This is a genomic window from Pseudomonas sp. SYWMCR5, from assembly GCF_057197165.1.
The window spans coordinates 182,129-205,630 of the sequence record NZ_JBXUNH010000007.1; the positions used below are offsets into that span (position 1 = coordinate 182,129).

Annotated in this window: 23 protein-coding genes; 12 read left to right on the top strand and 11 right to left on the bottom strand. The window is 65.2% G+C overall.

All coding sequences use genetic code 11. The features are described from left to right. Positions 1–5: 5 nt before the first annotated feature. Genes AC2CGW_RS19100 through AC2CGW_RS19115 form a run of 4 tightly spaced genes read right to left on the bottom strand, consistent with a single transcriptional unit; the run spans position 6 to position 4,176 of the window. Complete coding sequence (locus AC2CGW_RS19100; protein ID WP_288375602.1) at positions 6–437, bottom strand: hypothetical protein; 432 nt, start codon at positions 435–437, stop codon at positions 6–8. Further along, positions 434–1,792 (bottom strand): phosphatase PAP2/dual specificity phosphatase family protein, encoded by a 1,359-nt coding sequence (locus tag AC2CGW_RS19105; RefSeq protein ID WP_484574443.1) that lies wholly within the window; start codon positions 1,790–1,792, stop codon positions 434–436. Before AC2CGW_RS19105 ends, AC2CGW_RS19100 begins: the two co-directional genes overlap by 4 nt. Further along, positions 1,792–3,540, bottom strand: coding sequence for a bifunctional alpha/beta hydrolase/class I SAM-dependent methyltransferase (locus tag AC2CGW_RS19110; protein ID WP_484574444.1), 1,749 nt, complete (start codon positions 3,538–3,540; stop codon positions 1,792–1,794). The genes AC2CGW_RS19105 and AC2CGW_RS19110 overlap by 1 nt, the downstream gene beginning before the upstream one ends. 30 nt (positions 3,541–3,570) lie before the next feature. Continuing rightward, positions 3,571–4,176 (bottom strand): CDP-alcohol phosphatidyltransferase family protein, encoded by a 606-nt coding sequence (locus AC2CGW_RS19115; protein ID WP_186711322.1) that lies wholly within the window; start codon positions 4,174–4,176, stop codon positions 3,571–3,573. 215 nt (positions 4,177–4,391) lie between these two features. Here AC2CGW_RS19115 and AC2CGW_RS19120 point away from each other — a divergent pair, with 215 nt between their 5' ends. Both AC2CGW_RS19120 and AC2CGW_RS19125 read left to right on the top strand, forming a co-directional pair. After that, positions 4,392–4,574, top strand: a complete 183-nt coding sequence (locus AC2CGW_RS19120; protein WP_288375605.1) for a type II toxin-antitoxin system HicA family toxin — start codon at positions 4,392–4,394, stop codon at positions 4,572–4,574. A 45-nt stretch (positions 4,575–4,619) separates the two neighbouring features. Next, complete coding sequence (locus AC2CGW_RS19125) at positions 4,620–5,027, top strand: type II toxin-antitoxin system HicB family antitoxin (protein ID WP_186669330.1); 408 nt, start codon at positions 4,620–4,622, stop codon at positions 5,025–5,027. Positions 5,028–5,041: 14 nt separating this feature from the next. Here AC2CGW_RS19125 and AC2CGW_RS19130 read toward each other — a convergent pair whose 3' ends face one another. After that, positions 5,042–6,004, bottom strand: coding sequence for an XdhC family protein (locus AC2CGW_RS19130; RefSeq protein WP_186669332.1), 963 nt, complete (start codon positions 6,002–6,004; stop codon positions 5,042–5,044). 85 nt (positions 6,005–6,089) lie between these two features. On the opposite strand from AC2CGW_RS19130, the gene AC2CGW_RS19135 reads away from it, so the two are divergent. Further along, positions 6,090–6,728 carry a TetR/AcrR family transcriptional regulator gene (locus tag AC2CGW_RS19135; protein WP_186669333.1) on the top strand — a complete coding sequence of 213 codons (639 nt, stop codon included), beginning with the start codon at positions 6,090–6,092 and terminating at the stop codon, positions 6,726–6,728. Positions 6,729–6,730: 2 nt separating this feature from the next. On the opposite strand, the gene AC2CGW_RS19140 is transcribed toward AC2CGW_RS19135, so the two are convergent. The 4 genes from AC2CGW_RS19140 to AC2CGW_RS19155 form a co-directional block, all read right to left on the bottom strand. Beyond that, on the bottom strand, positions 6,731–10,288 hold the full coding sequence (locus AC2CGW_RS19140) for a molybdopterin cofactor-binding domain-containing protein (RefSeq protein ID WP_484574445.1): 3,558 nt from the start codon (positions 10,286–10,288) through the stop codon (positions 6,731–6,733). Positions 10,289–10,303: 15 nt separating this feature from the next. After that, positions 10,304–10,771 (bottom strand): (2Fe-2S)-binding protein, encoded by a 468-nt coding sequence (locus tag AC2CGW_RS19145; RefSeq protein ID WP_186669335.1) that lies wholly within the window; start codon positions 10,769–10,771, stop codon positions 10,304–10,306. Between the two features lie 270 nt (positions 10,772–11,041). Then, positions 11,042–11,518, bottom strand: coding sequence for a MarR family winged helix-turn-helix transcriptional regulator (locus AC2CGW_RS19150; protein WP_484574446.1), 477 nt, complete (start codon positions 11,516–11,518; stop codon positions 11,042–11,044). Between the two features lie 68 nt (positions 11,519–11,586). Beyond that, entirely contained in the window at positions 11,587–12,639 is a 1,053-nt protein-coding gene (locus AC2CGW_RS19155) for a 2,5-dihydroxypyridine 5,6-dioxygenase (RefSeq protein ID WP_186669337.1), read from the bottom strand. A gap of 329 nt (positions 12,640–12,968) precedes the next feature. Between AC2CGW_RS19155 and nicC the strand changes: the two genes are divergently transcribed. The 6 genes from nicC (at position 12,969) to AC2CGW_RS19185 (ending at position 19,292) form a co-directional block, all read left to right on the top strand. Then, positions 12,969–14,117, top strand: a complete 1,149-nt coding sequence (nicC, locus tag AC2CGW_RS19160; RefSeq protein WP_484574447.1) for a 6-hydroxynicotinate 3-monooxygenase — start codon at positions 12,969–12,971, stop codon at positions 14,115–14,117. Then, the gene (nicD, locus tag AC2CGW_RS19165) at positions 14,114–14,920 is read left to right on the top strand and encodes an N-formylmaleamate deformylase (RefSeq protein ID WP_484574448.1); all 807 of its coding nucleotides are present in this window, start codon (positions 14,114–14,116) and stop codon (positions 14,918–14,920) included. The genes nicC and nicD overlap by 4 nt, the downstream gene beginning before the upstream one ends. Positions 14,921–14,933: 13 nt before the next feature. Further along, positions 14,934–15,686, top strand: a complete 753-nt coding sequence (locus tag AC2CGW_RS19170; RefSeq protein ID WP_054892653.1) for a maleate cis-trans isomerase family protein — start codon at positions 14,934–14,936, stop codon at positions 15,684–15,686. A 15-nt stretch (positions 15,687–15,701) separates the two neighbouring features. After that, entirely contained in the window at positions 15,702–16,343 is a 642-nt protein-coding gene (locus AC2CGW_RS19175) for an N-carbamoylsarcosine amidohydrolase (protein ID WP_186669343.1), read from the top strand. 206 nt (positions 16,344–16,549) lie between these two features. Further along, positions 16,550–17,863: an MFS transporter gene (locus AC2CGW_RS19180; protein ID WP_186669345.1), complete on the top strand. Its 1,314-nt coding sequence runs from the start codon at positions 16,550–16,552 to the stop codon at positions 17,861–17,863. A gap of 136 nt (positions 17,864–17,999) precedes the next feature. Beyond that, positions 18,000–19,292 (top strand): OprD family porin, encoded by a 1,293-nt coding sequence (locus tag AC2CGW_RS19185; RefSeq protein ID WP_484574449.1) that lies wholly within the window; start codon positions 18,000–18,002, stop codon positions 19,290–19,292. A 357-nt stretch (positions 19,293–19,649) separates the two neighbouring features. Here the strand turns inward: AC2CGW_RS19185 and AC2CGW_RS19190 are convergent, their stop codons facing one another. Next, positions 19,650–20,537, bottom strand: a complete 888-nt coding sequence (locus tag AC2CGW_RS19190) for a LysR family transcriptional regulator (RefSeq protein ID WP_484574450.1) — start codon at positions 20,535–20,537, stop codon at positions 19,650–19,652. 77 nt (positions 20,538–20,614) lie between these two features. Between AC2CGW_RS19190 and AC2CGW_RS19195 the strand changes: the two genes are divergently transcribed. Then, complete coding sequence (locus AC2CGW_RS19195) at positions 20,615–21,379, top strand: sulfite exporter TauE/SafE family protein (RefSeq protein ID WP_186669349.1); 765 nt, start codon at positions 20,615–20,617, stop codon at positions 21,377–21,379. Here AC2CGW_RS19195 and AC2CGW_RS19200 read toward each other — a convergent pair. Further along, the gene (locus AC2CGW_RS19200) at positions 21,369–21,683 is read right to left on the bottom strand and encodes a putative quinol monooxygenase (RefSeq protein WP_288375621.1); all 315 of its coding nucleotides are present in this window, start codon (positions 21,681–21,683) and stop codon (positions 21,369–21,371) included. The two genes, AC2CGW_RS19195 and AC2CGW_RS19200, sit on opposite strands and share 11 nt — an antisense overlap. A 196-nt stretch (positions 21,684–21,879) precedes the next feature. Between AC2CGW_RS19200 and mdaB the strand changes: the two genes are divergently transcribed. Next, positions 21,880–22,470, top strand: a complete 591-nt coding sequence (gene mdaB, locus AC2CGW_RS19205) for an NADPH:quinone oxidoreductase MdaB (protein ID WP_186669353.1) — start codon at positions 21,880–21,882, stop codon at positions 22,468–22,470. 73 nt (positions 22,471–22,543) lie between these two features. Beyond that, a complete protein-coding gene (locus AC2CGW_RS19210; protein ID WP_186711357.1) occupies positions 22,544–23,440 on the top strand; it encodes a LysR substrate-binding domain-containing protein in 897 nt (298 codons plus the stop codon). The last annotated feature ends 62 nt before the right edge of the window (positions 23,441–23,502 follow it).

Here is a 23,502-nt window from a genome sequence, read left to right on the forward strand (position 1 = left end):
CAGGGTCATCCGGTGAAGGGCAGTGTCAGCAGGGTAGCCAAGGTCAGCAGTAGCTGCAGGCCCAGGCACAGGCTCTGGCGGCGCAGCAGGGCGAGGGCGGCCTGGCTGCGGGTTGGCCAGTCGCGTGGATCGTCGGCCTTGGCCTTGAGGTTGAGGTCGAACAGGGCGCGGTCCAGGGCGCGGGTATCGTCGGCACGTTGCGGGCTGGCGGCCAGGCGTGCGAAGAGCTCGGCGTCCAGGGCCACGCGAATGGCCCAGTACTTGTGGGCAACGCCGAGGATCAGCAGCAGGATGCACAGCACGCTGGCCAGCGGGTGCAGATGCAGGCCGAGCAGCGGTGCCAGGCCGTAGGCGATGGCCAGCAGGGTCAGTGCATCGGACAGGCGTTCCAGTTGCCGGCCACGGCCGAGCAGGGTCGCGACCAGGTACAGGTTCATGGCTGGACTCCGAGTTGCAGTAGGGCCTGGCGGTGGCCCGTATGCAGCACCACGCCCGGGCGGGCCTGGCGGATGAGGGCTTCGGCGGCGTCGATGTCGGCGCAGCGGCCGGTGTGGATCAGCCAGGCGGCTACGGCGCTGGCGCTGCGTGAATAGCCCAGGGCGCAGCAGACCAGAAGCGGGCCTTGAGGGCGCAGGCGTTCGATGGCTTTGGCAGCCTGGAGCAGCAGGGCGGGGCTCGGGGGTATGAGGTCCAGGGTGGGCAGGCTGAAGTAGGTTGTCTGTTCTGGCCCATTCGCGGGCAAGCCCGCTCCTACAGGAGCAACAGGCGCTGTGGCTGGCCATGGGCAGGGTAGCTCCGCACACAAATCCACCACCGCAGCAAAATCACCTGCCTCTCCCAATCCGGGAATCCGCCCCAGATACACCCCGTCGCATATTTCATCTGCCTGCGGATGTCGCCAGGTCCAGGCCCGTGAGTTGACCCAGGCGCCAACCAGATAGGGCGCCAGCAGCCAGGTCGCGGCATTCGACAGTCGTCCATCCGCTCCCTTCTGGAATCCGCCAGCACCGAACAGCACATAGTTCAGCGCCACCACCAGCAACGCCAGTGCCGGCCATAACAAGCACAGCCATACACCACCGAGCTTGAAGGCCAGCCCTGCACACAACAGGGCGCCGATGCCATAGCGCAAGCCAAGCCGCCAGCGTTTCGGCTCACGCGTCAGGCGCGCCTCGCGCAGCGGCAATGCGCCCTGGTGCGGCCATAGCCACAGGCACAACAACCCCACCAGCGCGCCGCTGGGCAGGTCGATGAAGTGGTGCTGCCAGGTGGTCAGCACCGACAGCCCGATCAACGCCATCCAGCCGTGCACAGCCCAGCGCCAGAGCGGCTTGTGGGTATGCCGGGCGAACATCGTCCAGATGATCACCAGCAGCGCGATATGCAGCGACGGGGCCTGGTTGTACGGCTTGTCGAAGCCCATCAGCACATCGAACAGCCAGCCGAACACACCTGCCAGTTCCGGTCGCTCGAAGGTGAAGCGCAGCGGCCAGAGCAGGAAGCAGGTCACGCTGACCACCTGTGCGGTCAGCAGCGCCAGGGCATGGCGGTCCATCTCGCGGCGAGTGAGCGGCAGCAGGAATGACAAACCGTACAGCAGGTCGATCGACCAGTACGGGATGATCGTCCACGGCCACAGCGGCATATGCTGCTCCCAGCCGAATACCAGGCTGCCGACATCGTCGCGCCCGGCGGTGTAGCTGTTGGCCAGGCCGTAGCTGAGGAAGAAGAACGGCCCGAGCAGCATCAGCCACAGCACGCCGCGCCGGATCAGTCCGGCTTCGCGTGTCATCAGCGAACCCGCTGGGCCAGGCTGACGCTGAAGATGCCCCACTCGTCGATGCGCTGGGCGATCTTGCGAAAACCTGCCGCCTCCACCAACTGGTCCATCTCGGCCTGGCTGCGCCGGCGCATGACCCAGGCGTCGCCGCCGCGGTGGCTGGTCAGGGCGCGGGCGATCATCTCCAGCTGTGGGTGCCAGGGCTGGCCGGTGTAGACCAGGTAGCCGCCGTCTTCCACGGCATCGGCCAGCCCGGCCAGGGAGTCGCCCACCAGTTGGTTGCTGGCGAACAGTTCATAGAGCCCGGACACCACCGCCAGGGTGGGGCGCGGGTCGAGGCTTGCCAGGCTCTGGCGGTCGAAGGCATCGCCCTGGACGAAACGGGCGATCTCGCCCAGGCCCTTTTCGTTGATCAACGCGCTGCCCTGCTGCACGTTCAGCTCGCTGTAGTCGCGCAGCAGGATCGAGTCCGGCAATTGCTCCTGCAGCGCTTCGAGGATGTAGCGGCCGTGGCCGGCGGCGATATCGACGATGTGCACAGGTCGTGCCTGTTCGCGCAGGCGAGCGATGGCCAGGCGCAGCAGTTCCTCGACATGCACCTTGCGTTGGCGGATGCCACGCCAGCCAATGGCGTCGAGGTAGTTGCGATCGATCAGCTCGCCCAGTTTGCCCTTGCCGGTCGCCTGGTTGCGGTACACGTAGTCCAGGGTGCTGCCGGAGTCGAAGCCAGTGTCGAAACCCAGCTTCACCCCTTCGGACAGCCCCTTGCCCAGGCGCAGGCTGGCGCGGTAGCTGCGCCAGTAGAGGTCGAGCGGCGAGTTGCGTGGCAGCGGTGCGGCCAGGCACTCGGCCTCGGCGCAGCTGGCGCCGACCTTGTCTGCATCGAGCAGCGACGGTGCTGGCAGCGGTGCGTCGAAACAGTGGGCGATGAAGCGCTCGATCCGCGCCAGGGCGTGGGTGCGGTCGCGTTCGCCGAGGGTGTCGTGGAAGAAACCGGGCAGGATGTGCATCTCCTTGCGCGGGCTGCCCAGGCGCTCGAAGAAGCGCTCCTGCGGGCCGCGTTCCACTACGAAGTCTGCGCCGGACACCAGCAACTGAGTCGGCACCTGGATGGCCTGGGCATCGGCCACCACACGGTCGGCAGCCTCGTACAGGCCCAGCAGCACGGTCACCGAGATCGGTCGGCTGATCAGCGGGTCTGCGGTGTACGACATCACCCGTTCCGGGTCATGGGTGAGCAGGCGCGGCTTGACATAGCTGTTGACGAAGAAGTTGCCGCGCAGGGCCTTGAGCAGTTTCAGGCCGGGGCGGGCGAAGGGCACGTAGAGCTTGACCTTGAACGCCGGCGAGGCCAGCACCAGGCAGCGCACCTTGGGCGCGTAGTCGTGGGCCCAGGTGGCGATCAGCACTGCGCCGACGCTCTGCGCCAGCACTGCCATATCGGGCTCGGCGATACCGTGCCGGGCCTGGATATGTTCGATGAAGGTCTGCACGTCGCGCACGCTGGTGGCGAAGCTCGGGCTATCGCCCCGGGCCCCTGGCGAGAGGCCATGGCCACGGGCGTCCCAGGCGAAGATGTCGTAACCGGGCAGGTCCAGTTCGTCGGCCAGGTGCGCCATGCGCCCGCCGTGCTCGTGCCCGCGATGGAACATCACCAGTGCCCGGCGCGGCTGGTGCTCGTTGCGGGTGGCCGGCCAGTGCCGGTAGTGCAGCTCGACGCCGTCGTGGGTCGAGAAGTGCAGCGATTGCGCTTGGCGCATGGTGAAAGTCCTTGTCCTGCGGCGGTGGGGTCAGCGGGTTTCGGCCAGCCCGTGGCGTACCCGGTTGTAGAGGGTATAGAGCGAGAGCAGCAGGATGACCAGCAGCAGGCCGTTGATCCACGTCGGATTCAGCACGCCGAAGGCCACGCCGGTCCCCAGTACGCCGAATGCAAAGGCCCGGTCGCTCTTGCCCATCGGCCCGTCGTAACGCCGCGAAGCACCGGCCAGCGGGCCCATCACCCCGGCGTATTCACTGATGACGGCAAGCAACACCACCAGCACCACCAGTGTCGGCGACACCCCGACCAGCAACGCGAAGGGCAGGTACAGCGCCGCGTCGGCGATCACGTCGCACAGCTCGTTGAGGTAGGCGCCGAGGGTCGATTGCTGGCCGAACTCGCGGGCCAGCATGCCATCGACGGCATTGAGCGCCATGCGCAGCAGCATCCACACCGGGATGAGGATGAACAGCCAGGTGACGTGGGGCAGCCAGGTGAGCAGCAGCCCCAGCAGCACCGACACCAACGCTGCGGCGACGGTGACCTGGTTGGCAGTGACGCCGCGATCGTAGAGACGCTGAACCGATGGGCGCAGCAGAGCCTGGAAGCGGGGTTTGAGCTGATAGATGGATGGCACGGTGAGTTCCCTGTCGTGGTGCGGCGTGGAGGGGATTGTGGGGAAAGAGATTGGCGGGCGGCAAGGTGCATCTGTCCTACATGTGAACCAGATAAAGCCTTCACCTCAGAGAGCCTGCCATCGCTCGTCAGGGGTTGTGTGGGTAGTGTGTATTACAGACTGGTTTAAGTTAAATAGATGTGTACCATACACATCAGCTGCCACCGGAAGGATGGATGCGCAGTCGGGATGTAATCCAGGTCATCGAGGCAGATGGTTGGTATGAAGAGCAAGTCAAGGGAAGCCATCATCAGTTTCGGCATCCCTGGAAGCGAGGACGGGTCACCGTTCCCCATCCCAAGGCCAATCTTCCAAAGGGAACCGTGCACAGCATTTTGAAACAGGCAGGTCTCAAGTGAGTAGACAGCTTCGCTGCACATCTTGCAGACCCATGGAGTGAGTCGATGAAATTTCCAGTTGTTTTGCACAAGGACAAAGATTCCGACTACGGCGTGACCGTACCCGATGTCCCTGGGTGTTTTTCCGCCGGCGTCACCGCTGCCCAGGCGCTGGATAATGTCCAAGAGGCACTGGCGCTGCATTTTGAAGGCCTTGTCGCTGATGGCGAGCCTTTACCCCAAGCGCAGGAGATCGACGTGCACGTGGTCAATCCGGATTTCGCCGGTGGTATCTGGGCGGTAGTGGATTTTGATGTAACGCCCTACCTGGGCAAGGCGGTGCGTTTCAATGCGACGCTGCCAGAGAACCTGTTGCAGCGCATCGACGAGAAGGTGAAGCGCGATAGCCGATATGCCTCGCGCTCCGGTTTTCTGGCTTCAGCGGCGCTACGCGAGTTGGCTATCGCCTATTGAACCGGCCATCGCGGCTACAACGCATCCCGCGCCTTGCCGCGATACACCCGCAGCACATCCGCCATCACCGCCAGGGCGATTTCCGCTGGCGACTTGCTGCCCAGGTCCAGGCCGATCGGCATGTGCAGGCGTTCGATCTGCTGTGCTGACAAGCCGCCGATGCGCTGCAGGCGTTCGGCGCGGCGTGCGGAGGTGGTCACCGAGCCCATGGCGCCGATGTAGAACGCCGGGGTGTGCACGGCCTCCATCAGCGCCAGGTCATCGATCTTCGGATCGTGGGTCAGCGCCACCACCGCGGTGGCGGCATGGCAGCCACCTTCGGCAATGAACTCCGAGGGCAGCACGCGGTGCAGTTGAGCACCCTCCAGATGCACATGGGCCATCTCCTCGCGCGGATCGCAGGCGATCACTTCGCAGCCCAGCGTACGGGCGATATCGGCGCAGGCCTCGGCCACGGGCGACAGCCCCGCCAGCAGCAGGCGCAGGGCCGGGCCGATGGCGATATGTACGGCATCCTCGCTCAGGCGCACGGCAACGCTGCTATCGCTTTCCAGGCCAAAGGTGCCATCCATCAGCCCCACCCTGCGCGTCACCCGGCGCTGGCCAAGCAATGCGCCGCGCAACGCCTGCAAGTGCTCCAGCCAGGCCGCACTGGCCTCGCGCCGCTCGACCAGCACCACCAGCACGCCCCCGCACGGCAGGCGCAAGCGCCGGCTTTGCGCCTGTCCGTCGCCATAGCGCACCACCTGTGCGGCACAGCCGAATGCTCCCTGTGTGAGGCTGTCGAGAAACTCCTCCTCCACACAGCCTCCCGACAATGATCCGACATACTCCAGCCCGCCACGGCAGACCAGCATCGCTCCCGGTGCACGGGGTGCCGAGCCGTAGGTGGAGAGCACCGTGCACAGCCATACCGTGTCGCCGGCACAAGCCCATGCCAGCGCCTTGTCGATCACTTGCCGGTCGAGATGCTGCATGTTCCGTTACCCCGTTCCAATCGTTGGCGCCACACCCCATGTCTGTGGCAGTGTTGGCTATCTGGCCAGCCCCACAGGGACCGACATGCAGACTCGCAAAACCGGCGTTCGCGCCCAGCAGGCCGACCGCACCAAGGACAACATCCTCAAGGCCGCGGTGAAGGTCTTCAGCAAGGAGGGCTTCACCGGCGGGCGCGTCGAGCAGATCTCCACGCTGGCCAAGTCCAACGACCGGATGATCTATTACTACTTCGGCAACAAGGAAAAGCTGTTCATCAGCGTGCTGGAGCATATCTACGCCAGCTTCAACCAGGCCGAAGCCAAGCTGCGCCTGGACCTGTCCGACCCCGAGCTCGCGCTGCGCCAACTGGTGGCGTTCATCTGGGATTACTACGTGCGCCATCCCGAGTTCGTCACCATCCTGGCCACCGAAAACCTTCACCAGGGCCAGCACGCGCGCAAGTCGCAGAACCTGCAGGCGCTGTCCGGCGAGGCGGTCGGCGTGCTGCGGCCGATCATCGAGGCTGGGCAGGCCAAGGGCCTGTTCCGCGACGATATCGACATCACCCACGCCTACCTGATGATTGCCTCGCTCTGCTATTTCTATAACTCCAACCGCCATACGCTCAGCTCGTTCCTCGCCGTGGACCTTGCCGACAAGCAGGCCAAGGCCGACTGGCTGGACTTCATCAGCGATCTCGCCCTGCGCGGTCTGCGCCGCTAGCCTCAGTGGCTGCCGGGGTTGGCACGCACTTGCGCGCTCTTCGCCGTCAGCCCTTGCCAGGCCGGTTTGTCTGCGGCGAAACGCTGGCGCAGGTAGGCGGCCAGATCCGCCACCTGGCGGTCCGAGAGGCTATCCCTGAAGCCGGGCATATAGCCCAGGTCGCGGGTCGCAGGCGTCGGAATCCCGTGCAGGATCACGCGCAGCAGGTTGTCCGGCACATCGCTGTGCACGTTGCTGTTGACCGCCATCGACGGGCTGACACCGAACAGCTTCGGGCCCAGACCATCGCTGTGGCAGGCCATGCACGCACCCTTGAACACCCGCTCGCCGTTGCTGATGGACAGCTGCGTATCGACCTGGGGCGCAGCCGGGGTCGCGACTGGCTGCGGCGCGCCGTCCAGTGAAGTCAGGTAGTGGGCAATGGCCCGCACGTCGTTCTCCGGCAAGGTTGCCAGCTCGCTGACCACCGGCCCCATGGGCCCGGCGGCGACACCGTGCCTGTCGGAGAAACCGGTGCGCAGATAAGTGAACAGCTCGCTCTCGCTCCAGGGCGTGGACGACTTGCCCAGGCCGTTGAGCGCTGGCGCTTCCCAGCCATCGACCATGCCCCCGGCCAGGTAGCTTTTGCCGGCTTTTTCCGCGCCCATCAGGTTGCGCGGCGAGTGACAGGCGGTGCAGTGCCCGAGGCCATCGACCAGGTAGGCGCCGCGGTTCCACTGCGCACTGCGCTGCGGGTCGGGCTGGTACTCGCCGCGCTTGAGGAACAGTGCGTTCCAGCCGGCCATCAGCGGGCGCTGGTTGAACGGGAAACGCATGTCGTTGGCGGGCGCCTCCTGGCGCACCGGTGTCTGCGACATCAGGTAGGCGTACAGCGCCTGCATGTCACCGTCGGTGATGTTGCGAAACGAGGTGTAGGGAAAGGCCGGGTACAGATGTCGGCCGTCGCGGCTGATGCCCTCGCGCATGGCGCGCTCGAAGGCGGCGAACGACCAACGGCCGATGCCGGTTTCCGGATCGGGCGTGATGTTGGTGCTGTACAGCGTGCCGAACGGCGTTTGCATCGCCAGGCCGCCGGCATTGACCTTGCCGCCGCTGACCGTGTGGCACACCGCGCAATCGCCGGCCGCCGCCACCTGGCGCCCACGTTCGAGCATTGCCGCTGACCAGCTGCCGGCCGCCGGAGGCGTCACCGGCGCGATTTCCGCGCGAAAGGGCAGGGCGGTCGCGAGCATGCCCAGGGCGGCACCGAACACGCCGGCGATCGAGCCGAACCACCACTTCGAGCGTTTCGACGCGGGCTGTGCTGGCGCAGACGAATCCTCGCCGTTGCCGCCAAGCGCGGCGCGCACCCGTTCGGCAGTGATCGGCAGCTCGCGAAAGCGTATGCCGGTGGCGTCGAAGATCGCGTTGGCGATGGCCGCCGCGCTCGGCACCGAGGCCGATTCGCCGCTGCCCATCGGTGGTTCGTGCTGGCGCGGCAGCATCATCACGTCGATGGCTGGCAGCTCCGGGAAGGTGAGGATCGGGTAGCCGCCCCATTCCTTGCTGGCCACCGTCGATTCCTCGAAGTGCACCTGTTCCTTGAGCACGCGGCTGGTGGACTGGATCACGTTGCCGTGGATCTGGTGGCGCACGCCCTCAGGGTTGACCATCATGCCCGCGTCATGGCCGATCACCACCCGCGTGACGGCCACCTCGCCGGTACGTCGGTCCACCGCCACATCGGCGACCCAGGCCGCCCAGGCCGCGCCGAAACCCGGGAACTTGCTGTGGATGTAGCGCGCATAGGCAAAACCGCGACCACGCAACACATCGCCTTCGGCGGGCGTCTGCATGGGCTGGGTGTGCGTCTGCCACTGGGCGCGCTCGGCGGTGGCCTTGACCAGGTCGATGGCGCGCGGATCGGACAGGTGGCGCAGGCGGTACTCGACCGGGTCGACCCCCGCCGCGAAGGCCAGCTCGTCGATATATGACTCGTGGGCAAAGCTGTTGGGCATCGCCGACACGCCGCGCATCCACGACGCACGCACCAGCGGCGTCATGTCATTGATGGTGACGCGCATGTGTTCGTAGTCGTAGGGCGGAATCGAGGTGCGGTCGCCCATTTCGAACAGCGCCGGCACCGGCTCCACCGCGCCGGTCAGCAGCAGGGCGAGGGTGGGGGCGCCGTTGGAGGGGTAGCTGGTCTGGAAGTCATAGGCGGCGACCGTGCCGTCGGCGTTCAGGCCGCCGTCGATCTCCATCAGTTGCGCGGTGCCCTTGGGCTCCCAGACATGCTCCTGCTCGCGGGTCAGCTGTACCCGCACCGGGCGTCCGACCGCGCGCGACAGCAGCACCGCATCGGCGCACACGTCGTCGGCGCAGTTGCGGCCGTAGCAGCCCGCCGCCTCCATGCGGATGATCTCGATGCGTGCTTCGGGGCATTCCAGCAACCAGGCGAGGTCGGCGCGCAGCAGGTGTGGATTCTGGGTGCCGGACCAGACGCGGATCTGGCCTTCGGTGAAGTCGGCCAGGGCGCAGGATGGGCCGATCGAGCCATGCAACTGGTAGGGCCACAGGTAGCTGCGGCTCAGACGCTGGCTGGCGTTGGCGATGCCCGCGTCGACCTCGCCCTTGTCCAGCACGGTGCGCTGCACCCTGGGGTTGTCGCGGATGGCCTGGGCGACGTCGCTGAGATCGGGCAGCTTGCCGGTGAACGGTTTCCAGCTCAGCTTGAGGTCGTGGGCGGCGCGGATCGCCTGTTCCTCACGTTCGGCCACCACGCCGACGAAGTCGCGGATCACCACCACGGCGACCACGCCAGGCACATGGGCGATGGAGCTTTCATCCACCGCCAGCAGGCTGTTGCCGACGAAGTCGCCGCTATCGTGGCCGGCATAAGGTGGGCGTATCACCCGGCCATGGAGCATGTCGGGCAGGCGCATGTCGTGCACGTAGGTCAGCTCGCCGGTGGCCTTGCCGGGGATGTCCACCCGCGCGGTACTGCGTCCGACCAGGCGGTAGTCCTCGACGGCCTTGAGCGGCGCGTCTTCGGCGATGCGCAACTGCTGGTTGTGCCCGCGCACCAGGTCGGCGAAGGGTAGGCGACGGCCGTCTTCGGCGATCACCGCGCCTTCTTCGATTCGCAACGCATCGGCTGTGCAATCCAGCTCAAGGGCAGCCTGCTGCAGCAGGAAGCGTCGCGCGGTGGCTGCTGCCTTGCGCAGCGGCACGGCGGAGATCTGCAGTGTGGCGCTGGCGATGGTCGCGCCCTGGTTCGGCGCACGCTCGGTGTCGCCGAGCACCATGTGCACCTGGTCCATGCGCAGGTCCAGTTCCTCGGCGACGATCTGTGCCAGCGAGGTGCGGATGCCGGTGCCCAGGTCGACGTGGCCATTGAAGGCATACACCAGGCCGTCGTCGCTCACGGCGATGAACAGTGCCAGTTCGCGGTCCTTGACCTGGGGTGTCACACCCTTGGCAACCGGCCCCGAGGGCGGGGTGATTTCGTCGACGATCAGCAGCACACCGTTGCTGGCCAGCAATTGCTCGCGTGAAGGCACCTGTTGCGAGTGGTTCATGGGGTTCTCCGGATCTCAGGCCTGGCGGCCGGCGGCGCGGCGCACCGCGCGCAGGATTTCGACGTGGGTGCCGCAGCGGCAGAGGTTGCCGGACAGTTCGTTGCGGATCTGTTCGTCGGTGGGATTGGGGATGCGGTCGAGCAGGGCCTTGGCGGTCATGATCATGCCGTTCATGCAGTAGCCGCACTGGGCTGCCTGCTCGTCGATGAACGCCTGCTGCACCGGGTGCGGCGCGGCCTTGTTGCCGAGGCCTTCGAGTGTGGTGACCTCGCGGTTTTCAGCGCCGGCCAGCGGGATCACGCAGGAGCGCGCGGCCACCCCGTCGATGATCACCGTACAGGCGCCGCACTCGCCCAGGCCGCAGCCGTATTTCGGGCCGTTCAGGCACAGGTCGTTGCGCAGCACCAACAACAGGGGGGTGTCGGGTTCAGCGGCGACCGTGACGGTCTGACCGTTTATCCGCAGGGCGATGTCTTCTTGCATGGCTCGCTCATCTCTGGGGCGCTACCAAAGGACTCAAACGGTGCGCTTTTTCGGTAAGTGCTCACTACATGAAATGAGTAGGCAAGAAGCAGGCCAGGCGGGTTGCAGGGGGGCGTCAGCGACGGTGGTGGGCAGGTCAGACGCAATCGCGGGGCAAGCCCGCTCCCACAGGTACCCCACCGTTCTCGAGGGCAGTGATTAACCTGTGGGAGCGGGCTTGCCCCGCGATAGGGCCGGTAACGACGGTGAGGGTTTTGTTGAAGGGCGCGATCAGCCCGCCGCCTCGTCGCTGTCGATCATCTTGCGCAGCAGGAACAGGATCGCCACCCGCTCCCCGGCATTGAGGCTGCCCATACTCAGCTCGCTGATCTGCCGTGCGCAGGGAATCATCGCATCGAGCAGCGCCGAGCCGCTTTCGGTGAGCTCGACGATGACCTTGCGCCGGTCGTCCGGGTCTGGCGACAGTTGCACCAGTTCGCGCGCCTTGAGGCGCTCGACGATGCCACGGATGGTCGCCTGGTCCACGGCGGTGGCCTTGATCAGCTCGGCCTGGGAGCTGGGCCCGTGGTCGCGCAGGGCGCACAGGGTGACGAACTGGATCGAGGTGAGCTGCGGATCGCACGCTTGCTGCTGGAAGATCGCCGTATGCCGCTGGTACGCCTTGCGCAGCAGGTGGCCGATCTGTTCGGTGACGTCATACGGCGTGGTGTCGAGCGGGTTGGCAACGGGGGTGGTTTTCTTCGGCATGTGATGGCTTGGGCTGTGTGGGTTGGCTGGCCGGCCCCCGAAAGCGGAGCGCCGGGCCAGTATACCCGCTATCGGGCCTTGGACTCCTCGGGCGCGACCACCTCGCCGGCCAGCACCACGGGCTGGTCGTCCAGGTAGATATCGCAGTTGCGCAGCGGTATATCCAGGTGGCACGGAGTCTTGCGCTTGCCGCCGACCTCGGTGTTGGGGCCGGTGGAGAACAGGAAGTTGCCGTAGAAGGCGCGGGCGTCCATGCACATGCCGTCGTTGCGGTCGTGTAGGCCCATGGCGGTCCACTGTGCGCGGGGTTGCAGGCCCCAGCCGATGTGGGAGATGCCGTACACCTCGGGGTCGTTGAAGTACTTCATGTAGTCGCGCAGGTACTCGGCCTCGAAGCCGCCGTGGATACCGGTGATGAAGCCTTTCTCGATTTCCAGGGTGATGCGCTCGCGGCAGTAGTTCTTGAACGGCAGGATGATATCGCCGACATCCAGCACCAGCGTGCCTTCGGCGCTGTCCTCGTTCGGCCAGGTGAACAGGAAGCCACTGGGCCAGTGGTCCCAGCGCCCTGGCTCGTCGGCGTAGCCGTATTCGGTGACCGCCGGATACTGGCCGAGCGGGGCGTGGAAGTCGCTGCCGGCCTTGGAGCGCACGTGCATGCTGCGCGCTTGCTTGAGCAGGGTCTCGGCGGCCAGCACGCGACGTTTGTCGTCCTCGGTGGGCAGCATGCGCGCCAGTACTTCCGGGGGTTCGACCGCCAGCAGGATGCGCGTGCCGGTCTTGAGGATCTGCTCCTGCTCGGGGGAGTGCAGCAGCATCATGGTGTCGACGATCAGGTCGGCCGCCTCCAGCGCCCGCTGGGCGGCGATGTTGCCGGTCAGCGCGGTGTCGCCGCAGTAGGCGGTCATGTCGTTGCCCATGGCGGTGGGATGGTTGAACGACGGCAGCTCCACCGCATAGACCTTGGCTTTCAGGCGCTGCGCCGCCTCCATCGCGGCGTTGACCGTACGCGGATCGGAATAGTGGCTCTTGAGCACGGCGACGCTCTGGGTTTCGTCTACCCGGGACAGTTTCAGCACGTGTTCGAACATCTGGGTCAGCTCTGCATTGCTCACCGGCATGGGGGTTCTCCTGGTCAGGACTCAAGGGTCGAGCGGCTGCACCACGGCGGTGCCGGGCGCGTCATCTCGGTGCAAAACAATAGTGTGTACGCCATATTTGCTCAGATGAAAGCGCATCCCGTCGATAAGCGCAAGCGGCGCGATCAAACGTTACCTATCCACACATATTCCAATGTTTGCGGTAACAATTGCCGCGTTATCGCCATTGATCCGGGGCCGATAAAATATTTTGCGCTGCCTCTTCCAATTAAAAAAATAGAGCGTATACACTCTAAATCGTCGAGCGGCCGAACCGCTGGCAACACATCAGAACAAGAGGAGACATACCCATGCGGGGTAGGCAGAAAATCGTAATCGTCGGTGCGGGTCTGGGTGGGGCGGCCGCCGCCTCGTTGCTGCAGCAGGCCGGGTTCGACGTCGAGGTGTTCGAGCAGGCGCCGGAGTTCACCCGCCTCGGTGCGGGCATCCACATCGGCCCCAACGTGATGAAGATCTTCCGTCGCATGGGCCTCGAGCAGAAGCTGGAGCTGATGAGCTCGCACCCGGACTTCTGGTTCAGCCGCGACGGCAAGACCGGCGACTACCTGTCGCGCATCCCGCTGGGCGAGTTCGCTCGCCGCGAGTACGGCGCCTCGTACATCACCATCCACCGTGGCGACCTGCACGCCCTGCAGATCGAAGCGATCAAGCCGGGCACCGTGCATTTCGGCAAGCGCCTGGAAAAGATCGTCGACGAGGGTGACCAGGTGCGCCTGGACTTCGCCGACGGCACCCATACCGTGGCCGATATCGTCATCGGTGCCGACGGCATCCACTCGAAGATCCGCGAGGAACTGCTGGGCGTCGAAGCGCCGATCTACAGCGGTTGGGTCGCCCACCGTGCGTTGATTCGCGGCGACAAGCTCAAACAGCACGCGGACGTGTTCGAGGACTGCGTGAAGTGGTGGACCGACGATCGTCACATGATGGTCTACTACACCACCGGCAAACGCGACGAGTACTACTTCGTCACCGGCGTACCGCACGAGGCCTGGGACTTCCAGGGCCCGTTCGTGGACAGCAGCCAGGAAGAGATGCGCGCCGCCTTCGAGGGCTATCACTCGACGGTGCACAAGCTGATCGACGCTACCGAGTCCATCACCAAGTGGCCGCTGCGCAACCGCAACCCGTTGCCGCTGTGGAGCCGTGGCCGCCTGGTGCTGCTGGGCGATGCCTGCCATCCGATGAAACCGCACATGGCGCAGGGCGCCTGCATGGCCATCGAGGACGCGGCGATGCTGACTCGCTGCCTGCAGGAGACCGGGCTGTCCGACCACCGCACCGCCTTCGCCCTCTACGAGGCCAACCGCAAGGAGCGCGCCTCGCGGGTGCAGTCGGTGTCCAACGCCAACACCTTCCTCTACACCCAGGAAGACCCGGCGTGGGTCTATGGCTACGACCTGTACGGCCAGGAACTGAAAAGCGGGGAGGCGGCATGAGCAGCTTCGTCGCCGGCGGCAACGTCAGCGCCAACGGCATCCGCCAGCACTACCTGCGCTACGGCGGCAAGGGGCCGGCGCTGATCCTGGTGCCGGGGATCACCAGCCCGGCGATCACCTGGGGATTCGTCGCCGAGCGCCTCGGCCAGCACTTCGACACCTATGTGCTGGATGTGCGCGGGCGTGGCTTGTCCTCCAGCGGCCCAGGCCTGGACTACGGCACCGACGCCTGCGCCGCAGACATTCCGGCCTTCGCCGCAGCGCTGGGGCTTGGCAGCTATCACCTGGTCGGTCATTCGATGGGCGCGCGCTTCGCCATCCGCGCTGCCGCCCAGGGCGCGCCGGGCCTGCAGCGCCTGGTGCTGATCGATCCGCCAGTGTCCGGCCCGGGCCGGCGCGAGTATCCCAGCAAGCTGCCGTGGTACGTCGATTCGATCCGCCAGGCCACGATCGGCATGACCGGTGAGGACATGCGTGCCTTCTGCGCTACCTGGAGCGACGAGCAACTGGCCCTGCGCGCCGAATGGCTGCACACCTGCCACGAGCCGGCGATCGTGCGGGCTTTCAACGATTTCCATGATGTGGATATCCATCAGGACCTGCCTGCCGTGCGCCAGCCGGCGCTGCTGATGGTGGCCGGGCGTGGCGGTGTGATCCAGGCACAGGACATCGCCGAGATCCGCGAACTCAAGCCGGACATCCAGGTGGTTCAGGTCGACAACGCCGGCCACATGATTCCCTGGGACGACCTCGAAGGCTTCTTTGCCGCCTTCGGCGATTTCCTCGACCATTCCCTCGTCTGAAGGAGCACGAGACATGACCAAGCTGTACCGCATCGGCCAGATCGTGCCGAGTTCGAACACCACCATGGAAACCGAGATCCCGGCGATGCTCACCGCGCGCCAGGCGATCCGTCCCGAGCGCTTCACCTTCCACTCCAGCCGCATGCGCATGAAGCAGGTGAAGAAGGAAGAACTGGCGGCGATGGATGCCGAGTCCGATCGCTGCGCGGTGGAGTTGTCCGACGCCAAGGTCGATGTGCTGGGTTACGCGTGCCTGGTGGCGATCATGGCCATGGGGCTGGGCTATCACCGCCAGTCGGAGAAGCGCCTGCAGAAAGCCACCGCCGACAACGACGCGCTGGCGCCGGTGATCACCAGTGCAGGTGCCTTGGTCGAGGCGCTGCACGTCATGAAGGCCAAGCGCATCGCCATCGTTGCGCCCTACATGAAGCCGCTGACCGAGCTGGTGGTGAACTACATCCGTGAAGAGGGCTTCGAGGTTCAGGATTGGCGTGCGCTGGAGATCCCCGACAACCTCGCCGTGGCGCGCCATGATCCGGCCAACCTGCCGGGCATCGTCGCCGGCATGAACCTGGAAGGCGTCGATGTGGTGGTGCTGTCGGCCTGCGTGCAGATGCAGTCGCTACCCGCCGTGGCCAAGGTCGAGGCACAGACCGGCAAGCCGGTGGTCACCGCAGCCATCGCCACCACCTACGCCATGCTCAAGGCGCTGGACCTGGAGCCTGTGGTTCCGGGGGCCGGTGCCCTGCTGTCGGGCGCCTACTGAAAACGGGAGACGAACATGAGCGACGCACAGAGCGCCCATGACAACTATCAGGGCGTGTGGGGCCAGCGCATCGGCTTCGGGCGCAAGGCGGCCCTGCTGATGATCGACTTCATGCAGGGTTACACCACCCCCGGTGCGCCGCTCTACGCCCCCGGTGTGGTGTCGGCCGTCGAGCAGGCCAGCGGCCTGCTGGCGCTGGCGCGGGACTGCGGTACTCTGGTGGTCCACACCAATATCCGCTACCAGCCCCCGCACTTTGCCGATGGTGGCGTGTGGGTGCGCAAGGCGCCAGTGATGAAGGACATGGTCGAGGGCAACCCACTGGCCGCCTTCTGCGAGGCGGTGATGCCGCAGGCGGATGAAGTGGTGCTGAGCAAGCAGTATGCGAGCGCCTTCTTCGGCACCAGCCTTGCACCGCTGTTGCATGCACAAGGGATCGACACCGTGGTGCTGGCCGGCTGCTCCACCAGCGGCTGTATCCGCGCCAGTGCGGTGGATGCGCTGCAGCACGGGTTCCGGACCATCGTGGTGCGCGAGTGCGTCGGCGATCGCCACAACGATCCGCACGAAGCGAACCTGTTCGACATCGACAGCAAGTACGGCGATGTCGTCAGCCGCCAGGAGGCCATGGAGCAACTGACGCGCCTGGCCGACTGAGCCGGACGCTTTGTACCCATAACAATCGAGGAACGGTGCAGGAACGCCCGTTCCATCGCCGTCCGCTGTGCGGACGGTCGCCCCGCAGGAGCACTCGGGGTCTTGTGACGCTGCCCTGGACAGCCGCCTGTAGTGTGCGGCGCTCTTGGAGCGTCGAAAACTGCTGGCCTAAAAACAACCACAAAGTCGCCGCCAGGAGACAAGAAATGCCAATTGCGAATGCAACCGCGGTCCACAGTGCAACCGACCATGGCACACAAGCGCTCTACCGCAAGATCACATGGAGGCTCATTCCTTTCCTGTGCTTCTGCTATCTCGCGGCCTATCTGGACCGCATCAACGTCGGCTTCGCCAAGCTGCAGATGCTCGAAGACCTGCAGTTCAGCACCGCAGCCTATGGCCTGGGTGCCGGGCTGTTCTTCGTCGGCTACATCATCTTCGAGGTGCCGAGCAACCTGATCCTGGAGCGCGTCGGTGCCAAGCTCTGGATCGCACGGATCATGATCACCTGGGGCCTGCTGTCGGCCTGCACCATGTTCGTGTCCACCACCACCCAGTTCTACATCCTGCGCTTTCTGCTCGGGGCCGCCGAGGCGGGCTTCCTCCCGGGCGTGCTGTACTACCTGACCATGTGGTATCCGACCTACCGGCGTGGGCGCATCATCGCGCTGTTCATGATCGGCTTGCCGCTGTCGAGCGTGATCGGCGGGCCGATCTCTGGCTGGATCATGGGCCACTTCGACCAGGTCCACGGCCTGCATGGCTGGCAGTGGCTGTTCCTGCTCGAGGCGATCCCCAGCGTGTTGCTCGGCATCCTGACCTTCTGGGCCCTGCCGAACAATTTCCAGCAGGCCAAATGGCTGTCGGACGATGACAAGGCGCAACTGGCCAGTGACCTGGCTGCGGACGATGCCGAAGGCAAGGGCAGCAAGCACAGCTTCCGCGATGGCTTCTTCAACCTGAAGGTGTGGATGCTCGGTGGCATCGATTTCTCGATCCTGCTCAGTGCCTATGCCATGGGGTTCTGGATGCCGACCTTCATCCGCGATGCAGGCGTCAGCGACACCTTCCACATCGGCTTGCTCACTGCGATTCCGAGCCTGGCGGCGCTGCTCGGGATGCTGATGATCGGCGCCAGTTCCGACCGTCATCGCGAGCGTCGCTGGCACATCATCGTGCCGTTCATCATCGGCGCCATCGCCATGGCCAGCAGCACCTTGTTCAGCCAGAACCTGGTGATGACCGTGGCGCTGTTCGCCATCGCATCGGCGGCGATCATCGGCGCGGTGCCGGTGTTCTTCAGCCTGCCGGCGACCTTCCTCAAGGGCACTGCCGCGGCCACCGGTTTCGCCCTGGCCTGTTCGCTGGCCAATATCGCGGGCCTGGTGAGCAACTCGCTGATGGGCATCGTGACCGATCTCACCGGCACCTCCCATGCGGCATTGTGGGTGTTCGCCGGCTGCCTGATCCTGAGCTGCTTCCTGGTGATCGCGCTGCCCGCGAAGCTGGTCAACCGCTAGCGGTCGACCGCTTTTCGCAACGGTAGCTTGGCGGGCCCTGGCGCCCGCCTGATCCCTTCATCACGCCATCCGCACGTCGGCGGCCTTCAGGCTGCCGCGGTGGATCGCTGTTGCCCGAATCCAGGAGTCGCTCCCCATGTACGTACAGATTTCTCAACGTTTTTCATCGGCTACCCGACTGGCCGGTGGCTGTGTCGCCGCGGCGCTGTGCCTCGATGCTTCTGCCGAAGACAGCGGTTTCATCGAAGGCGCCCGCGCCACCTTGCAGGCGCGCAATTACTTCTTCAGCCGCGACTATGCGGATATCAAGGGCGCCAGCACCCAGTCGCGTACCCAGGAGTGGGCGCAGGGTTTCATCCTCAATGCCAGCTCCGGCTATACCCAGGGGACGGTGGGCGTCGGCCTCGATGTGACCGGGCTGCTCGGTTTCAAGCTCGACAGCAGCCCGGAGCATTCGAAGTCGGGGCTGCTGCCGAGCCTTGCCAGCGGCAAGTCGGCGGACGAATACAGCCGCCTGGGTGCGGCGATCAAGTTCAAGGTGTCGCAGACCGAGCTCAAGGTCGGTGAGCTGATGCCCAACCTGCCAGTGCTGTTGTTCAGCGACCTGCGCCTGCTGCCGCCGACGTACCAGGGGGCGATGCTCGAGTCCCGCGAGATCGCCGGGTTGACCTTGAACGCCGGCCAGTTCCGCTCCACCAGCCTGCGCGACTCGTCCAACAGCCAGAAGATGTACGCGCTGGTCAACGACCCGATCAACCCGTCGCGGCTGGCGCGCTTCACCAGCGACCGCTTCAACTACGTCGGCGCCGACTATGCCTTCAACGACAACCGCACCAGCGTCGGGGTGTGGCAGGCGCAACTGGAGGATATCTACCAGCAGCGGTTCTACAGCTTCAAGCACGCCGAGCCGGTGGGCGACTGGACGCTGGGTGTCAATGCCGGGTACTTCGATGCCCGCGAGGACGGCCGCAAGATTGCCGGTGACTACGACAACCATGCCTTGTTCAGCCTGTTCTCGGCCAAGACCGGCGGGCATACCTTCTATGTGGGCTACCAGCAGATCGGCGGCAAGGATGGCTTCATCCAGGTCGGGGCCAACACCAACCCGATGGGCAACACGCTGCCGACCTACGAGTTCTCGGCGCCAGGGGAACGTTCGTGGCAGGTGCGCCATGACTACAACTTCGTGGCCCTGGGCATTCCCGGCCTGACCTCGACCCTGCGCTATGTGAAGGGCGGGGATGTGGACACCCGGCTTGGCTTCGAAGGGCGTGACCGGGAGCGCGATCTGGACCTGGCGTATGTGGTGCAGAGCGGGCCGCTGGCCGGGCTGGGAGTGCGGGTGCGCAATGTCATGGCGCGGTCCAACTACCGGACCGACATCGATGAGAACCGGTTGATCCTGAGTTATACGGTGAAGTTGTTCTGATCGAGGTGTGCTGAGTCAGTACCGGCCTCTTCGCGGGCAAGTCGCAACGGAGAACCGCTCCCCCTGTGGGAGCGAGGGCTCGGCGCTCCGACTTGTCCCGCGAATAAGACAACGCGCTGCATGGCACCGGCTTCGCCGGTGATCGCGGGACAAGCCCGCTCCCACAATTAATACCGCAGTATTCAGAAGTTGCGGAGCTCTTGTAGGGGCAACTGTCTTGCTCAAAATCTAAAGACCAGCCCAATCCCTGTGGGAGCGGGCTGGTCCCCCGAACACGGGCGTAGCCGGTGCCATGCAGCGCGTTATCTTATTCGCGGGACAAGTCGGGGCGACGAACCGCCGCTCCCACAGGCTAACTCAATCCCCAAGCCCAAGCCGCTCGACCAGCGCCGCCGCATACCCCGGCAATCCGGCAAAATCCCGTGCACACAGCTGCAGCCGACGATTGGCCCAATCTTCCTCCAGCGCCACCCAGCGCAAGGGCAGCGCACCCTCCCAGCGTCTCACCGAGGCCAACGGCACCACGCCGACCCCAGCGCCCCCGGCCACCATGCGGATCACACCGTCAAAACCTTCGGCCCGCACCCGTACCTGCATGCGCCGCCCGAGGCGCAGAGCTTGTTCTTCGAGGTGCAAGGCCAGTGCGCTGTCCGCACCCAGCCCCACATGGCCATGCACCAGGCTGTCGACGAAACGGGGCGCCGGGTGTCCAGCCAGCGGATGCGCCAGGGGCATGATCAGCACCAGCGGGTCTTCGCGAAACGGCCGCACCTGCAGGTGCTCGCTCGGTGCCGCGGTGGAAATGATGCCCAGGTCCGCAGTCCCCTGGGTGATCGCCTGCACGATGCGCAGGCTCGGCTGCTCCTGCACATCGACGCTGACGCCCGGGTACTCCACCAGGTATGCAGCCAGCAACTCCGGCAGGTACTCGGTCAGCGCCGCGGTATTGCACAGCAGGCGCACCTGCCCCTGTTGGCCCTGGGCGTACTGGCCGAGGTCGTATTGCAGCCGCTCGACCTGCTGGGCAATCAGCCGCGCATGCTGTAACAACGCCTGGCCCGCTGGCGTTGGCTGTACCCCTCGGAGGTTGCGCTCGAGCAAGGGGATGCCCAGCGAGGCTTCCATGGCACGGATGCGCGCACTGGCCGCAGGCAGCGAAAGATGGCTGCGACGGGCACCGGCGGTGATGTTGCCGCATTCGAGGGTATGACGGAAAAGGCTGAGGTCGATCAGGTCGAAATGCATGTGCCTCTGTCCTGGCAAGAGTCTGGCTGAGTATATGGCAGATTTTCACTGTGCTCGCGGCAGCCCAGGATAGCGCCATGAATACCTTTATCGCGTTGTATCAGAACATGGGGCCGGCATTGTCACTGCTGGTGATCATCACCTTTGCCATGGCCGGTGCGGTCAAGGGCGTGATCGGCCTGGGGATGCCGACCATCGCCATGGGCATGCTGGGGCTGGCTATGCCTCCGGCGCAGGCAGCGGCACTGCTGATCGTGCCCTCGACCCTTACCAACCTGTGGCAACTGGCCTCGGGCGGGCACTTGCGCGGGCTGCTCAAGCGCCTGGGCAGCATGCTGGTGATGATCGTCGCCGGTACGCTGCTGGGCAGCCTGTGGCTTGGCATCGACAGCGGCCCCTGGGCGGCGCATGCGCTCGGTGGTGCGCTGTTGATATATGCCCTTTACGGGCTGGTGGGGCCGGGCTTGCGCGTCCAGCCACAGTGGGAGTGCTGGCTGGGGCCGCTGTGCGGCCTGCTGACTGGTGTGGTGACGGCGGCAACCGGGGTGTTCGTGATACCGGGGGTGCCCTACCTGCAGGGGCTGGGCCTGGATCGTGACGCGCTGGTCCAGGCGATGGGCCTGTCGTTCACGGTCTCGACCCTTGCGCTGGCGCTGGGCCTGGCCGGGCAGGACGCGCTCGACGGCCCGGCCCTGGGTGCGTCATTGCTGATGCTGGCCCCCGCCTTGCTGGGCATGTTCGCCGGCACCTGGCTGCGCCAGCGCATCAGCGCGGCACAGTTCAGGCGCTGCTTCTTCGTGGGCCTGGCGCTGCTCGGCGGGCACCTGCTGATCAACGGCTAGCGGAGGAAGCGCTGAGCATCTCGATCATCTGGATATCGAAGTCGCGCTCCAGGTAGTCCATGCGCTTCTCGAAGAACGCGGCCATGTGCGGCAGGGCCGAGTGCACGTCGAGGGCGGCCTTGTCGGCCCAGACCTCGTAGAACACGAACAGGCTCGGGTCTTCCTTGTCGCGCAGCATGTGGTACTCGATGCAGCCGGGCTCCTGGCGGCTCGGTTCGACATAGGCGCGGAACAGGGTTTCGAAGGCTTCGGCCTTATCAGGACGGGTCTTGGCTTTGAGGATGAAAGCGAACTGCTCACTCATGGCGATGGCCTGTGCGGGGGAAAGTGAGCAGATTGTATTGCAATAATCTGATGTCTATTCGTGACTTTAAGGCAAATGTATTTTGCCGCCAGCCGGCTTTTTCCTGCGCCTGCGACTGCCTAGTCTGCCGCCATCACTTTTGACTCGGTCGGCAGGCGTCATTGCCTCGGACCGACCCAGACCTACGAGGCTCCCCATGAAAAAGATTCTTCTACTCAACGGCGGCAAACAGTTCGCTCATTCCGACGGCCGCCTGAACCGCACCCTGCACGAGGCCGCGCTGGCCTATCTGGACCGCGCCGGTTTCGACGTGCAGCAGACCTTCATCGACGGTGGCTATGACGTCAAGGAAGAGGTGCAGAAATTCCTCTGGGCGGACGTGGTCATCTACCAGATGCCGGGTTGGTGGATGGGCGCGCCCTGGACCGTGAAGAAGTACGTCGATGAGGTCTTCACCGAAGGCCACGGCAGCCTGTATGCCAGCGATGGTCGCACCCGTTCCGATGCCTCGCAGAAGTACGGCAGTGGCGGGCTGATCCAGGGCAAGCAGTACATGCTCTCGTTGACCTGGAACGCGCCGCAGCAGGCTTTCGACGATCCGACCGACTTCTTTGAAGGCAAGGGTGTGGATGCGGTGTATTTCCCGTTCCACAAGGCGAATCAGTTCCTTGGCATGACCGGCCTGCCGACCTTCCTGGCGGTGGATGTGATGAAGCGCCCGGATGTACCGGCAGCGCTGGCGGCGTACGAAGCGCACCTGAGCAAGGTGTTCGGCAAGGCTGAGTGACGAGGCGGCCACACTTGCGCCGTGACCGCCCAGCAGCTATCAATCAGCACTACCCCAAGCCCAAGGCCACCGCGTGAAAACCCGATCCGAAGAACTCCAGGTATTCGTCGCCGTCATCGACTGCGGTTCGATCTCCGCCGCCGCCGAGCAGATGGGCCAGACCCCGTCGGCGGTCAGTCGCACCCTGTCGCGCCTGGAGGGCAAGCTTGGGACCACGCTGGTCAATCGCACCACCCGGCGCATGGACCTGACCGAAGAAGGGCGTTTCTTCCTCGAGCGTTCGCGGGTCATCCTCGAACAGATGGACGACATGGAAGAGCGCCTGTCGATGAACCGCCAGACCCCGTCCGGGCGTCTGCGGATCAACGCCGCCGCGCCGTTCATGCTGCATGCCATCCTGCCGTGGATCGGCGAGTTTCGCCGCCAGTACCCCGGCATCGAACTCGAGCTCAATACCGACGACCTGATCATCGACCTGCTCGAACAGAGCACCGACGTGGCCATTCGCATCGGTGAGCTGGCCGATTCCAGCCTGCACGCGCGCTCGCTGGGGTGCAGCCCCGTGCAGGTGCTCGCCAGCCCGGATTACCTGGCCCGGCGCGGTACACCGCAGAAGGTCGAAGAACTCAGCACGCACTGCCTGCTGGGGTTCAGCGCACCCGAGACGCTCAATCAGTGGCCGTTGCGCCATGCCCAGGGGGACCGCTGGGCGATCCGTCCGGCGATCCTCGCCTCCAGCGGCGAGACCTTGCGCCAGCTGGCACTGGCCGGTGAAGGCATCGTCAGCCTGTCACATTTCATGACCCACGAAGACATTCGTGCCGGTCGGCTGCAGGTGGTGCTGGCCGAGGCCAACAACGGCTATCGCCAGCCGATCCACGCGGTCTACTACCGCAACACCCAACTGGCGCTGCGCATCCAGTGCTTCCTCGATTTCATCCAGCGCAAGCTATCGATGTACGCCTGCTGAGTTACCTGAACGCGACAGATTTGCCCAAAGACGCCTCCTTTCCTGTGTGCCGTTTGCTTAGT